Below are 12,934 nucleotides of genomic sequence, written 5' to 3' on the forward strand. Positions count from 1 at the left end.
AGCACGCATTCTCGCGGCAGGCGCGGGCACCTGCCCCGGCGTTGCCGCTCAGGTCGCGAAGGGCGCTTGCTTGAGGAAGCCGGCCGCCGGGCCCAGCACGAAGAGGTTGGGGGACTGGCTGGCGGGCATGCCGGCCCGGATGCGGGCGTGGAAGCTGCCGTAGGTGCCTTCGAAGGCCCCGTGATTCCAGACCTTCAGGAGCTGTTCGGTGAAGGCGCCGTTGTGGTCGCCGTCCAGCGAGACCTGGTTGTCCTGGCAGCCGGACATCAGGATCACCGAAGGCTTGAACTCGCCGATGACAGTCGACGCCTGGCCGGCCGTGCCCACCTGGGACAGGGCCGCGTCGGGATCGGTCACCTGGCCGCCGGCCGCCTTCGCCACATCGTTCTGCAGCTTGTCGTAGAAGGCCTTGTGCGCCTCGTAGACGCGCATCGCCACGCCGGCGGGCATCAGGCGCGCCCGCGTTCCGGGCGGCGGTATCGGCGGCCGGTCGCGTGTCACGGTGCCGCTGTGGCAACTGTCTGAAAGCACCAGGATCCGGACGCCGGCGCCGAACTTGCTGAGCTCGAAGTAGAGCTCGTCGTCGATCAGCTGTCCGTCGAAGAGGCACCAGGTCTCGTCCTTGCGGTCTTTCTCGTCATGGTCGATGTCCGGGACCTGGCCGCCATGGCCGGAGTAGCTCATGAAGAACAGGTCGCCGGGCTGCAGCGCCTTGGCCGCGCCGCGGATCGCCGCGAGGACATTCGCTCGCGTGGCCTTCTTGGTCAGCAGCAAGGTGGACGTCATGCCTTTGGCCTTGGCGATCGCCGCCATGTCCGAGGCATCGAATTCGCATGCCGCCAGGGGGCCATCCCAGCCCTCGTAGGCGGCCGCGCTCACGGCATTGAGCCCGATGTGCAGCGACAGCGCGGTGGCATCGTTGCCCGGCTTGGGTTTCTTGGCGGCCATGGTGTCCCCCTTCTTGCGTGCTCGATGGAGATCGAGGGCAGCCGAGCGGCCGCCGGGGTCGCGATGATAGGCGCGATTCGCGGGCGGAGAAAGGGCGATCTGCGTCGAGTTCTCCGCCCTGACCCTCCCCGAAGCGCCTTGTCTCGCAGGGAAAACCCTGATCCGCGGCGCCTTCTCCTGATTCACAATCAGTATACTGATCGACAACGATGAAGCGTGACACAGATGCCGGTCTCGCCGAGGGCGAGATCCCGCCTCCCCCGATTCGATACCTTGAAGGAGTTCCGACGATGTTCCCGAAAAATGCCTGGTACGTCGCCTGTTCGAGCGACGAAGTGACCGATGCGCCGCTCGGTCGAACGATCTGCAACGAGCGGCTGGTGATCTACCGCGACAGCGCCGGAAGCGCAGTCGCGCTCGAGGACTTCTGCCCGCACCGAGGCGCGCCGCTGTCGCTCGGCCGCGTTGTCGACGGCAAGCTGGTCTGCGGCTACCACGGGCTTGAAATGGGCTGCGACGGCAAGACGGTCGCGATGCCGGGCCAGCGCGTGCGCGGCTTCCCGCCGATCAGGAAGTTTCCGCTGATCGAGCGCTACGGCTTCGTCTGGATCTGGCCGGGCCAGGCCAGCGAGGCGGATGCCTCCAAGCTGCACCACCTTGAATGGGCCGAAAGCCCCGACTGGGCCTATGGCGGTGGCCTGTACCACATCCAGTGCGACTACCGCCTGATGATCGACAACCTGATGGACCTCACGCACGAGACCTACGTGCATGCATCGAGCATCGGCCAGAAGGAGATCGACGAGACGCCGACCCAGACCCGCGTCGACGGGGACGAGGTCATCACGAGCCGCTTCATGGAGAAGGTGTCGGCGCCGCCTTTCTGGCGCATGGCCCTGCGCGGCAACGGCCTGGCCGACGACGTGCCGGTCGACCGCTGGCAGATCTGCCGCTTCACGCCGCCGAGCCACGTGATGATCGAGGTCGGCGTGGCGCATGCCGGCAAGGGCGGCTACGAGGCCGATCCGGCACACAAGGTATCGAGCATCGTGGTCGACTTCATCACGCCCGAGACCGACACCTCGATCTGGTACTTCTGGGGCATGGCGCGCAACTTCAAGCCCGGGGACGCCGAGCTCACCGCCACGATCCGCGAAGGCCAGGGCAAGATCTTCGGCGAAGACCTCGAGATGCTGGAGCGGCAACAGCGCAACCTGCTGGCGCACCCTTCCCGCTCCTTGCTCAAGCTCAACATCGACGCCGGCGGCGTGCAGTCGCGGCGCGTGATCGAGCGGCTCATCGCGCAGGAAGAACCGGCAAACGTCGCCGCTGCCGGCGCCTGAGCCATGCAAGCCATCGAATTGAACGTGCGCGTGGCGAGCAAGACCGCCGAGGCACTCGACATCTGCGCCTTCGAACTGGTGCAGCCCGACGGCAGCGCCCTGCCGGCGTTCTCGGCGGGCTCGCACATCGACGTCCGCCTGCCGACCGGCATCACGCGCCAGTACTCGCTGTGCAACGACGCCAGCGAGACCCACCGCTACCTGATCGGCGTGCTGCGCGATCCGGCCTCGCGCGGCGGATCCCGCGCCATGCACGAGCAGGTCAACGAGGGCGACCTGCTCCGCATCGCGGCGCCGCGGAATCACTTCGCGCTCGACGAAGAGGCGCCGCACAGCCTGCTGCTGGCCGGCGGCATCGGCATCACGCCGCTGCTGAGCATGGCGGAAAAGCTGGCGGCGGCCGGCCGGTCGTTCGACATGCACTACTGCACCCGCTCGCCCGAGCGCGCGGCGTTCCGCCACCGCATCGCCGCGGCCGCGTTCGCCGGGCAGGTCCGCTTCCATTTCGACGACGGCCTCGACGCGCAGAAGCTCGACATCGACCGCACGCTCGCGGCCGCGCCGGCCGACACCCATCTCTACGTCTGCGGACCGAAGGGCTTCATCGACTGGGTGCTCGCGCGTGCGCGCGGCGCGGGCTGGGCCGAATCGAGGCTGCACTTCGAGTTCTTCGGTGCCGAGGTCGCGGCGTCAGCGACCGACGGCGCGTTCGACGTCAAGCTCGCGAGCTCGGGGCGCGTGATCCGCGTGCCGGCGGACCGAACCGTCGTCCAGGCGCTTTCACAAGCCGGGGTCGAGATCCAGGTCTCCTGCGAACAGGGCGTGTGCGGCACCTGCCTCACGCGCGTGCTCGAGGGCGAACCCGAGCACAAGGACCTGTACCTGACGCCCGAAGAGCAGGCCGCGAACGACCAGTTCACGCCCTGCTGCTCGCGCTCGCGCTCGCCGCTGCTGGTGCTCGATATCTAGGGCTCGGGTTGGTGGGACAATCGGGCGCCGCTCGCCAGCGGCGGCGCCCTCTCTTCCCTCTCCCTCGCCCATGTCGACCCCCACCGACGCTCAAGCCTTCATCGACCTCGACCAGCAGCCCGGCCACCTCATACGGCGGGCGCACCAGATCTCGGTGTCGGTCTTCCTGGACGTCGTCGGCCGCGAGGTGACGCCGATCCAGTACGCCATGCTGATGCTGCTGGGCCAGCGGCCCGGGCTCGACCAGCTGACCGTGGCGCAAGAGGTCGCGATCGACACCTCGTCCTGCGCCGACATCGCTGCCCGGCTCGAGGCCAAGGGACTCATCACCCGCCACGTGGGCGCACGGGGACAGCGCAGCCTGCACCTGACGGACGACGGCCGCAGCCTGATCCAGGATCTCTCCGTGCCGATCCAGACACTGCAGGACACCCTCCTCGAAGGCCTGACCGAGAACGAAAGCAGCGAGCTGCTGCGCCTGCTGCGAAAGTTCGTCAGCCTCAACAACGAACGCAGCCGGGCGCCGCTGCGCAAGCGCCGGCCTTGACCGGCGCAGGGCGAACGCGCCCTATTCGAAACTGACGCCGTGCTCGCGCACCGTCGAGACGAAAGCGTCGTGCTGCGCGCGGAAGAACTCGGCGAACTTCGCCGGGCTCATGCCATAGCCTTCGAAGCCCTGCTGCGTCAGCCGCTCGTGCACCGCTGGGTCCTTCAGCGTCTGCTGCAGCGCGGCCGACAGCTTCTCGGTGATCCCGGCCGGCAGCCCGGGCGGCCCGAAGAAACCGGCCCAGGGCGTGATGGTCAGCTTGCCGAGCCCGAGCTCGCCCGCGCTCGGCACGTCGGGCAGCAGCGCACTGCGCTGCGGCTGCAGCGTGACGAGCGCTCGGATGCGGCCGTCGCGCACGAAGGCGGGCGCCAGTGTTCCGGTGGTGAACATCATCTGCACCTGCCCGCCCAGCAGATCGGTCATCGCCTGCATGTCGCCCTTGTAGCGTGCGTTCACGACCTTGCGCCCGCCGAGCAGCTGCAGCATCGCGAGCTCGGAAGCGCTGTTGCTGGACGCCGAGTTGTAGGCGCCGGGCCGGGCCGCGACCATCGCCAGCAGATCGCCGACGCTCTTCACCGGCAATGAAGCCGGCACCACGAGGAACATCGAGAACTGGCCTGCGCTGCTGATCGGCGCAAAGGCCTTGAAGGGGTCGTAGGGCGGATTCGGCCGCAAGGTCGGCGCCGCCACCATCGCGGTGTTGGTACCCATCAGCAGCGTGTAGCCATCGGGCCGTGCGCCGCTCACGGCTTGCGCCGCCAGCACGCCATCGGCACCCGGCCGGTTCTCGACCACCACCTGCTGGCCCAGCTGCCGCGACAGGCCCTCGGCCATGATCCGCGTGATGGCGTCGGCGCCGCCACCGGACGCGAAGCCGACGATCAACCGGACCGGCTTCTCGGGATAGGCTTCCGCGCCCCAGCTCGCGCCGTGGGGCAGCGCCAGCGCTGCGGCGATGGGCGCAGCCCACCGGAGGATCGTCCTGCGTTGCATCTCTGTCTCCTTGCGACTGACAAACCTGGCGCCGCCAAGTCGGGCATGGGTAGCGGAACGGGAGAGCCGGACGGCTCGCCGCAAAGGGCCTAGCCGGGCGGCACGGGTTCCTGCGCCTGTACCAGCACGGCCCCCTGCGACAGCGGACCGACGTTGCGCCGGTACTGCTGCAGCCAGCCGGTGTGATGGGCCAGCGGCGGCGCGCGCCAGTCCGCGCGGCGGGCCTGCAGCTGGGCCTCGTCGAGGGCGACGTCGAGACGGCGGGCGTCGAGATCGATGGTCACGATATCGCCGTCCTCGAGCAGTCCCAACGGTCCGCCGAGCGCGGCCTCGGGCGAGACTTCGGCAACCACCAGGCCCTTGCACACCAGGCCGGAGAGATGGCCGTCGGTCAACAGCGCGACCTCGTCGCCGAGGCCGGCGCCGTCGATCGCGAAGACGACGCGCGAGGCGCCACCGCCCATCGCAGGACCGCCGCAGGCTCCGGCACCGCGCATGACCACCACCTGGCCGGCACGGATGCGACCTTGCTTCAGCGCCGCAATCGCTTCGTCGGAACTCCAGAAGCACAACGCCGGACCGCTGAAGCGGCGCACCTTCCGCTCGACGATGCCGGTCTTGATCAGGCCCGATTCGGGCGCCAGGTTGCCGCGCAGCAGGATGATCGCGGGCCGCGGCGCGACCGGCCGGGCGATCGGCCGGATGACTTCCGCATCCGCCACCTCGATGCCCCGCAGGTTGCCTGCGACCGAGTCGCCGCTGACCGTGCGCGCGCCGGTGTCGAGCAGCGGTTCGAGCTGCTTCATCAGCGCCCGGCAGCCGCCGGCCGCCTCGAATTCCTCGATGCTGTGCCCGCCGATCGGGCGCACGCCGGCGAGCACCGGCGTCTCGGGCCCGAGCCGCTCGAACAGGCCATACACGTCGACGCCGCATTCGCCTTCGGTGGCCACGGCCTGGAGGTGCTTGGCCGCGTTGAGCGAGCCGCCGATCGCGAGCACCGCGCGCACGGCGTTCGCGAACGCGCCAGGCGTGAGGATGTCGCGCGGCTTCAGGTCGTCCCGCACCATCTGCACGATGCGGGCCCCGGCCGCACGCGCATCGGCCATCATCTTCGGGCTCAGGGCCGCGACCGGCGCGCTGCCCGGCAGCGCCAGGCCGAGCGCTTCGCAGACGACGTGCATCGTGTTGGCGGTTCCCAGGCCGGAGCACACGCCGGGGCCGCGGATCGCCTCGCGGCTCATCTCGATCAGCTCGCCGACCGGCAGCGTGCCGGTGACGGCATGCATCGCGCCGATGAAGACCTCCTCGATGTCCATGTGGCGGCCCCGGAACTCGCCACTGGGCTGGTAGCCGCAAGGCACCAGCAGGGTCGGAACGTTGAGCCGCGCCGCCGCCATCAACTGCCCGGGCACCGTCTTGTCGCAAGACGTGAGGCAGACCATGCCATCGAGCTGCGCGCCCTCGACCGCGACCTCGATGTCGTTGGTCACGAGGTCCCGCGCCGCCAGCATGTAGGCGCCCCGCGCTCCGGCGCCGGTGATGAAGTCGCTCGGCGCGGCGGTGCGGATCTCGAACGGAACCCCGCCGGCGGCGCGGATCGCGTCCTTGACCTGCACCGCGACCTGGTCCAGATGGCTGAAGCAGGCCGCAAGCTCCGAGGAACTGTTGACGACCGCGATCTTGGGCTTCTCGCAGTCTTCCTCGGGGATGCCGAGCGCGCGCCAATGGGCATTGCGCACCGACCAGAGGTAGGAACCGCGCGGGAAATTGCTGCGCAGCGGACGTGTCATGGTGCGGTCTCCGGGTTGTGCTTGTTCTTCTTCGTGACTTCGACGATGCCGCGGTCGGCATCGACCCGCACCCAGTCGCCGGTCTCGATGCATCCGAGCGGGTCGCGGTCGAAGTCGGTCATCGAGGGCGAATGCGAGACCACGGTGCCGAGCGCCACCTTGGTGGTCATCTCGTTGAACAGGAAGGCCGCCGGCACCGTGTTCATGAGCCGCGCGACGTGGAACATCGCGGACCAGCCCGACGACCCCTTGGCCCCCGGGAACACCAGCACCTTGCCCGCGAAGCTCTGGCCGCGCAGCGAGTGGCGCGTCTCGACGACCGTGCCGGTGCGCGGATCGATGCCGCCCCAGCCCGAGATCTGGTCCCGCGTGACCATCGCCTCGCCCTCGGCGACGCCGCCGACCACCTTGCGTCCGCGGATCACCAGGGTCTGACCGCCCAGTGTCTGTCCGCTCATGCCAGGCTCCCGTTCCAGCGCCCCGTACAGGCCGCATCGATGCATTCGGCCGTGCTGCCGAACCAGGCCTGCACGCCGAGGATGGCGGGCAGGTAGTGCGCCTGCTTGGCCGAATCCAGGGCCACGGTCTGCGTGCCCTTCGGCACCGCGCGGCTCATGGCCGAGCAGCTGTCGGTCATGAGGATGCCTCCCGCGTCCTCGATGATCTTGGTGTAGCCGTTGCGGTCGGCCAGCGACTTGATGGCGCGCGGCGTGAAGATCCACAGCTCGCAACCGGGATGCACCTTGCGCCCCTCGATCAGTTGCGCCGCCTCCCAGATCTGCTCGATCGTGTAGTGCGGACAGCCGAGCATCACGTACTGGATGTCCGCGCTGCGGGCGGTGGCGTTGATGGTCTCGTAGGTGGCGCGGCGCTCGGCCTCGCCATAGCGCAGCACCTGCGCCGGCTTGCGGCCGCCCAGGGCCTGCTCGAGACTGAGCGCTTCGGGCGTCACGCCGACCACGTGGTACATCTCGACGCCGCCCGACGACGAGGCCGCGGCGCCGAAGTGCTTGAGCCGCGGCAGGTTCGGCACCCGGCCGATGCCGCGCCGGCTGTGGACCACGGGCACCCGGTCCTGCACCTGCTCGCCGATGAAGTAGCCGAGCAGGCCCCAGTCCTGCACCGACTCGATCTCGATGTCGAGCTCGACGACGTGGGTCCCGAGCCGATGCTCGTCGAGGTGGTAGCCCCAGTAGGGGATGCGGCCGGTGAGCATCGCGGCGCCGGTGCTCTCCCGGCCTTCGGCATTGGTGCGCGCGCCGAGCACCGAGTTGCAGTAGATCACCGCCGACGACTCCATCCAGGCGCAGTGTTCGCCGCGGGTCGGGATGTTGCCGACCTGGTAAGGCGTGCAGGTGTTCATGATCTGGGCGCCGAGTCCGGCCGCGTGGCGCTCGCTCTTCTCGTAGAAGCGCACGATGTCCTCGCTCACGCCCATGCGCTCGGGCTGCCCCGGATCGAAGCCGAGCTGCAGGTGGCTCGTGAAGACCTTGAACTTCGGGATCGGCACCACCTCCTGGCTGTCCAGGCTGAACTCTGAAAACACCGCGTCCATGCCCCCCTGCTTCAACGCGAAATCGCGCTGGAACGGCGTCGTCGACGTGATGGTGGCGCAGACGTTGCGCGTCTCCACGAGCCGCTCGGCGCCCAGTGCCTCGCCATAGCGCACCAGAAGGTCCATCGCCTTCTGCACCGCGGCGCCACCGCTGCCGTCTCGCATCGCTTTCTCGTCGTCGGTCAGGTACATCGCCTGTTGTCTCGCTGGAGGGTTCGAAGAAAAAAGGTCAGCGCTCGGGCAGGCGCGGGCCCGGCACGTGGCCGCCGATCTCGCTCGCGATGCGCCCGGCCACCGCGCGCAGCCGCGGTGCGAGTTCGTCGCGCAGCCGCTCCTCGGGAAACACGAAGCCCGCGCCGCCGCCGTTCAAGGCCATGATCTCGTTGCCCGGCCCGACCAGCGGCACCGACACCGAGTTGATCTCGCGATGGAACTCGCCGAGCGACAGGCAATAGCCGAGGCGCTGGGCCTCGTCGATCGCGCGCAGCATGGCCGGCGCCAGGCTGTCCCACTCGGGGCCGCGCATGAGGCGCATCGAATCGAACAGCTGCGCGCGCGTGGCGTCGTCGAGCGCCGACAGGTAGGCGCGGCCCAGCGCCGAGTTCGGCAGCGGCGCACGCGATCCGACATCGAGGCGGGCCGACAGCATGGTCGAGCGGGGCCGGCAGGCCTCGATCAGCACCATCTCCATCCCGTCGCGCACCGCCAGATAGACCGAGGCGCCGCTTTCCTCCGCCAGCGCCTGCATCACCGGCCGCGCAACGGCGCGGACGTCGAGGCTGCCGAGGAAGACGCGTGACAGCGACACCACGCCCGGGCCGAGCGCCAAGCGGTCGCCGGTCGGCGATGCCTTGAGCATGCCCATCGCCACCAGCGTCGCGACCAGGCGGTTGACCGTCGGCCTCGGGATGCCGGTGATGCGCGCGAGTTCGGCGGGGCTCAGCAGCGGCCGGTCTTCGGAGAAGCTGCGCAGCACCGAGATGCCGCGCTCGAGCGCGCTCACGGTGTCGGAACGGTCCACCCGCGCGTCGGTGGTGTCGGCGGAGGGAACGGGGAGCGGATTGTGTTCGGCGGCCATGCGGAAGTCCTTTGGGAGATCCGCCAATGTAGAGCCTGCCGGCGAGGGTCCGGTCGTCGCGATCATCGTGAGCGGCTCAGCTGTTCGCGGTTTCGAGCGACGGCCGTTCGGCCACCGGCCCGGCGCCGTCGGCACCGGCGCGCAGGTACACGCCCTGAGCCTGCAGCGCCGTCTGCAGCGCGGTCACCTCGACCGCCCTCGGTGCGATCCGTCCCTGCGAGGCCAGTGCCGCTGCCGTGCCCGCCGCCTGTCCGGTGATCCAGCATTGCGGGATCTCGCGCATGAAGCCGTGCGAGTTGCGGTCGCACGAGATGTGGCGGCCGCAGGCCAGCAGGCCGTCGAGCCGCTGCGGCACCAGCGCGCCGTAGGGAATCGAGATGTTCGGGAACTTGGGCGACACGGCCGGAGACACGCCGATCTCGTCGGCCAGCGCGCGGCCTTCGGGCCACTGGCTGCGCAGCACCGCGCCGACGCCGCTCAGGCGCCGCGCATGGCGCACGCCGATCTGCGGCGCGCTCAGCATCAGGTAGGCGCCCTCGAAGCCGGGCGCATGGGCCCGGAAGAAGTCGAGGTGCGCGGCCATCGCCCGGTGCGAGCGCACCTCCACCGCGGTGAGATCGTCGACGTCGAGCGCCGAGTAGCCCGACTGGCGCGGCCCCATGAACAAGGCGACGTCGTTGCGCCAGGAGACGAAGGGGCGCTCGAACAGGCCCAGCTGTTCGCGGCCGCGCGCCATGAAGGCGCTGAACGCGTCGGGGTGGCCGGCCTTGAAGTCGATCCAGCGGCCCATGTCGACGCCGCCGAACAGCCACGAGGTGTTCATGCAATGGTGCACGTCGGCCTCCTCGATGTCGTTGACGAAGGCGGCGCCGGCGCGCGCGAAGAGATCGCCGTCGCCGGTGGCGTCGACCACCACGTCGGCCATGATCGCCATGCGCCCCTCCTTGCTCTCGAACACCACGCCCTTGACCGCGCCGTCCTGCACGATCGGCACCGCGGCCCACGAGTGGTAGATGAGCTTGACCTTGCGCTCCAGCACGATCTCCTGCGACAGCAGCTTGAGGCGCTCGGGATCGATGGTCGGCGACCAGGTGACGATGCCGTGGTAGGCCGCGGTGCGCTGCGCCCAGTGGCTGGCCTTGGCCGAGTCCTGGGAGCCCCAGTCTTCCCGCGACGGCCCGGCCACCGCGTCGGCCGGCAGCCGATCGAACAGCTCCTCGGCGAAGCCGCGGATCACGAGCTGGCCCTCCCAGTCGGTCATGCGGTCGATCCAGATCACGAGGCCGCCGGTGGACAGCCCGCCCAGGTGGTTGTAGCGCTCCAGCAAGGCCACGTCGGCGCCGGCCCGCGCCGCCGACGCCGCGGCGGCGGTGCCCGACGGCCCGCCGCCGACCACCAGCACGCCGCACCGGTGATAAACCGGTATGTCACGGCCCGGCTCGGACCAGACCCCGTGGTCGGGCCGTGCCACGCGACCGTCGCGATCGAAGATGTCGGAACTGAGGATGCGCTCGTCGGTGCGGACGATGGTTTTCATAACTTGGGTCAAAGGCGGGTTGATGCGACTATTTTGATTTTGATGTCCATTTTATTGATATCAATCGGCCTGAAACCCGGGTATTCCCTTGGCTTTGTCCGTATTTTATGGTTTGACAATCCATTTTCAAGACGGAGACGAAAAATGGACATTCACCGGCAAGCAGGGCGGAACGCGCGGCGGCGATTCGGCCTCCTGCTCGGCAGCGCGCTGCTGGCACTCGCGCCCTGGGCCGGCGCCCAGGACTTTCCGGCCAAGGGAAAGCCGATCCGCATCGTGGTCGGCTTCACCGCCGGCGGCGGCACCGACGGCCAAGCGCGCCTGGTGGCGCAGAAGCTCGGCGAGCTGCTCGGCACCCCCGTGATCGTCGACAACCGTCCAGGCGCCAGCACCATGCTGGCGGCCAGCGAAGTCGCGCGTGCGCCGGCGGATGGGTACACGCTGATGTATGCACCCTCGTCGACCATGGCGCAGAACCCGCACACGCTGTCCCAGGTTCCGTACGACCCCTTCAGGGACTTCACCGCGCTGTCGATGGGCGGCCGCGGGCCGCTGGTGCTGACAGTCAACGACAGCGTGCCGGCGAAGTCGGTCGGCGAGCTCGTGCGCTACGTGAAGGCGCATCCGGGCGCGGTCAGCTACGCGTCCTTCGGCACCGGCACCTCCTCGCACATCTACGGCGAGGCCTTCGTCAAGAAGACCGGCATCGACGCGGTGCACATTCCCTACAAGGGCGGCTCGGACGCCGCCAAGGACCTGATCGCCGGCCGCGTCCAGTACATGTTCGACTCCGCCTCTTCCGCGATCATCACGGTCGGCTCCGGCAAGGTCAGGATTCTTGCCGTGGCCTCGGCCGCGCGCATCCCCGCCTTGCCGGAGGTCCCGACCTTCGCCGAGCAAGGCGTGGAAGGCCTGGACCTGCCGAGCTGGCTCGGCTTCTATGGCCCCGCGAACATGCCGGCACCGGTGGTGGCGCGCCTCAACAAGGCGCTCGGCCAGGTGCTCGAGATGCCCGCGGTGCAGGACTTCTATCGCAGTGGCGGCTACGAGGCCGGTGGCAGCTCGCCGGATGAATTCGCGCGCATCACGCGGTCGACCTACGACCGCTGGGGCGCGATGGTGAAACAAGTTGGATTGGCCAAGGAATGAAATCGCATCGTCTTTCCGTATGTCGCATCGACCGCCGCCGCGCAATCGGCGCGCTGGTCCTGTCCCTCGCGCCCGTGCTCGCAACCGCCGCACCGGCCGCGCCGCCCGCGTTCCCCGACAAGGGACGGCCGATCCGGATCATCCTGGGCCTGGCCGCCGGTGGCGCCTCGGACGCGCAGGCGCGCTTCGTCGCCAGCAAGCTCGGCGACGTGCTGCAGACGCCGGTGATCGTCGAGAACCGCCCCGGCGCCAGCTTCATCCTCGCGACCGAGGAAGTCATCCGATCGGCGCCCGACGGCTACACGATCATGTATGCGCCCTCCTCGGTCGTGGCGCAGAACCCGCAGACGCTCGCCCAGGTGCGCTACGACCCGTTCAAGGACCTGACGCCGATCTCGCTCGGCGCCCGAGGTCCGCTGGTGCTCACGGTCCACGTCAGCGTGCCCGCGAAGACCGTGCAGGAACTGATCGCGTACATCAAGGCCAACCCCGGCAAGCTCAGCTATGCCTCGTTCGGCACCGGCACCTCCTCGCACATCTACGGCGAGGCCTTCGCGCGCAAGGCCGGGCTCGATGTGGTGCACGTGCCCTACAAGGGCGGCTCGGACGCCGCCAAGGATTTCCTCGCCGGCCGCGTGCAGTACTACTTCGACGCCGCGCCGAACGCCATCACGAACACCGCGACCGGCAAGGTCCGCATGCTGGCGGTGGCCGCGCCTCGCCGCAGCCCGATGCTGCCCGACCTGCCGACGATGACCGAGCAAGGCGTGAGCGGTGTCGACATGCCGAGCTGGCTCGCCTTCTACGGCCCGGCACACATGCCGGCTCCGGTCGTCGCCAGGCTCAATGCCGCGCTCGCCCAGGTGCTGGCAATGCCGGCCACGCGCGACTTCTTCCGCCAGGGCGCCTACGAGGCCGAGGCGTCGACACCGCAGCAGCTCGACGAGCTCACGCGCTCGACGTACCAGCAGTGGGGCGGCATCATCCGCGAGCTCGGGCTGACGCGGCAGCAGTGACGCGCAGCC

General features: G+C 69.3%; 12 protein-coding genes. 5 read left to right on the forward strand and 7 right to left on the reverse strand.

Annotated features, from left to right (window positions below):
• Positions 1–48: 48 nt before the first annotated feature.
• Complete coding sequence (locus tag QTI17_RS01070; protein ID WP_286530505.1) at positions 49–948, reverse strand: caspase family protein; 900 nt, start codon at positions 946–948, stop codon at positions 49–51.
• A 290-nt stretch (positions 949–1,238) separates the two neighbouring features.
• On the opposite strand from QTI17_RS01070, the gene QTI17_RS01075 reads away from it, so the two are divergent.
• From QTI17_RS01075 to QTI17_RS01085, 3 genes are all read left to right on the forward strand, one after another.
• Complete coding sequence (locus QTI17_RS01075; protein WP_286530506.1) at positions 1,239–2,291, forward strand: aromatic ring-hydroxylating dioxygenase subunit alpha; 1,053 nt, start codon at positions 1,239–1,241, stop codon at positions 2,289–2,291.
• A gap of 3 nt (positions 2,292–2,294) precedes the next feature.
• A complete protein-coding gene (locus QTI17_RS01080) occupies positions 2,295–3,260 on the forward strand; it encodes a PDR/VanB family oxidoreductase (protein ID WP_286530508.1) in 966 nt (321 codons plus the stop codon).
• A gap of 70 nt (positions 3,261–3,330) precedes the next feature.
• Complete coding sequence (locus QTI17_RS01085; protein ID WP_286530509.1) at positions 3,331–3,807, forward strand: MarR family winged helix-turn-helix transcriptional regulator; 477 nt, start codon at positions 3,331–3,333, stop codon at positions 3,805–3,807.
• 21 nt (positions 3,808–3,828) lie between these two features.
• Here the strand turns inward: QTI17_RS01085 and QTI17_RS01090 are convergent, their stop codons facing one another.
• The 6 genes from QTI17_RS01090 to QTI17_RS01115 all read right to left on the reverse strand — a co-directional run bounded on the left by QTI17_RS01090 (position 3,829) and on the right by QTI17_RS01115 (position 10,760).
• Positions 3,829–4,800, reverse strand: coding sequence for a Bug family tripartite tricarboxylate transporter substrate binding protein (locus tag QTI17_RS01090; protein ID WP_286530511.1), 972 nt, complete (start codon positions 4,798–4,800; stop codon positions 3,829–3,831).
• Positions 4,801–4,889: 89 nt separating this feature from the next.
• Entirely contained in the window at positions 4,890–6,590 is a 1,701-nt protein-coding gene (ilvD, locus tag QTI17_RS01095) for a dihydroxy-acid dehydratase (protein WP_286530513.1), read from the reverse strand.
• Positions 6,587–7,048: an aconitase X swivel domain-containing protein gene (locus QTI17_RS01100; RefSeq protein ID WP_286530515.1), complete on the reverse strand. Its 462-nt coding sequence runs from the start codon at positions 7,046–7,048 to the stop codon at positions 6,587–6,589. The genes ilvD and QTI17_RS01100 overlap by 4 nt, the downstream gene beginning before the upstream one ends.
• A complete protein-coding gene (locus QTI17_RS01105; protein ID WP_286530517.1) occupies positions 7,045–8,337 on the reverse strand; it encodes an aconitase X in 1,293 nt (430 codons plus the stop codon). Before QTI17_RS01105 ends, QTI17_RS01100 begins: the two co-directional genes overlap by 4 nt.
• 37 nt (positions 8,338–8,374) lie before the next feature.
• Positions 8,375–9,223 carry an IclR family transcriptional regulator gene (locus tag QTI17_RS01110; protein WP_286530519.1) on the reverse strand — a complete coding sequence of 283 codons (849 nt, stop codon included), beginning with the start codon at positions 9,221–9,223 and terminating at the stop codon, positions 8,375–8,377.
• 76 nt (positions 9,224–9,299) lie between these two features.
• The gene (locus tag QTI17_RS01115) at positions 9,300–10,760 is read right to left on the reverse strand and encodes an FAD-dependent oxidoreductase (RefSeq protein ID WP_286530521.1); all 1,461 of its coding nucleotides are present in this window, start codon (positions 10,758–10,760) and stop codon (positions 9,300–9,302) included.
• A 144-nt stretch (positions 10,761–10,904) separates the two neighbouring features.
• Here QTI17_RS01115 and QTI17_RS01120 point away from each other — a divergent pair, with 144 nt between their 5' ends.
• The gene (locus tag QTI17_RS01120; protein ID WP_286530523.1) at positions 10,905–11,909 is read left to right on the forward strand and encodes a Bug family tripartite tricarboxylate transporter substrate binding protein; all 1,005 of its coding nucleotides are present in this window, start codon (positions 10,905–10,907) and stop codon (positions 11,907–11,909) included.
• Entirely contained in the window at positions 11,906–12,925 is a 1,020-nt protein-coding gene (locus QTI17_RS01125; RefSeq protein WP_286530525.1) for a Bug family tripartite tricarboxylate transporter substrate binding protein, read from the forward strand. The genes QTI17_RS01120 and QTI17_RS01125 overlap by 4 nt, the downstream gene beginning before the upstream one ends.
• The last annotated feature ends 9 nt before the right edge of the window (positions 12,926–12,934 follow it).

The organism is Variovorax sp. J31P179, from assembly GCF_030316985.1.
In the GTDB taxonomy this organism is placed as follows: domain Bacteria; phylum Pseudomonadota; class Gammaproteobacteria; order Burkholderiales; family Burkholderiaceae_C; genus Variovorax; species Variovorax ginsengisoli_B.

Coding starts and splice junctions, on each gene's coding strand:
- QTI17_RS01070 (WP_286530505.1), bottom strand. CDS start 948: ATGGCCGCCAAGAAACCCAAGCCGGGCAACGATGCCACCGCGCTGTCG.
- QTI17_RS01075 (WP_286530506.1), top strand. CDS start 1,239: ATGTTCCCGAAAAATGCCTGGTACGTCGCCTGTTCGAGCGACGAAGTG.
- QTI17_RS01080 (WP_286530508.1), top strand. CDS start 2,295: ATGCAAGCCATCGAATTGAACGTGCGCGTGGCGAGCAAGACCGCCGAG.
- QTI17_RS01085 (WP_286530509.1), top strand. CDS start 3,331: ATGTCGACCCCCACCGACGCTCAAGCCTTCATCGACCTCGACCAGCAG.
- QTI17_RS01090 (WP_286530511.1), bottom strand. CDS start 4,800: ATGCAACGCAGGACGATCCTCCGGTGGGCTGCGCCCATCGCCGCAGCG.
- ilvD (WP_286530513.1), bottom strand. CDS start 6,590: ATGACACGTCCGCTGCGCAGCAATTTCCCGCGCGGTTCCTACCTCTGG.
- QTI17_RS01100 (WP_286530515.1), bottom strand. CDS start 7,048: ATGAGCGGACAGACACTGGGCGGTCAGACCCTGGTGATCCGCGGACGC.
- QTI17_RS01105 (WP_286530517.1), bottom strand. CDS start 8,337: ATGTACCTGACCGACGACGAGAAAGCGATGCGAGACGGCAGCGGTGGC.
- QTI17_RS01110 (WP_286530519.1), bottom strand. CDS start 9,223: ATGGCCGCCGAACACAATCCGCTCCCCGTTCCCTCCGCCGACACCACC.
- QTI17_RS01115 (WP_286530521.1), bottom strand. CDS start 10,760: ATGAAAACCATCGTCCGCACCGACGAGCGCATCCTCAGTTCCGACATC.
- QTI17_RS01120 (WP_286530523.1), top strand. CDS start 10,905: ATGGACATTCACCGGCAAGCAGGGCGGAACGCGCGGCGGCGATTCGGC.
- QTI17_RS01125 (WP_286530525.1), top strand. CDS start 11,906: ATGAAATCGCATCGTCTTTCCGTATGTCGCATCGACCGCCGCCGCGCA.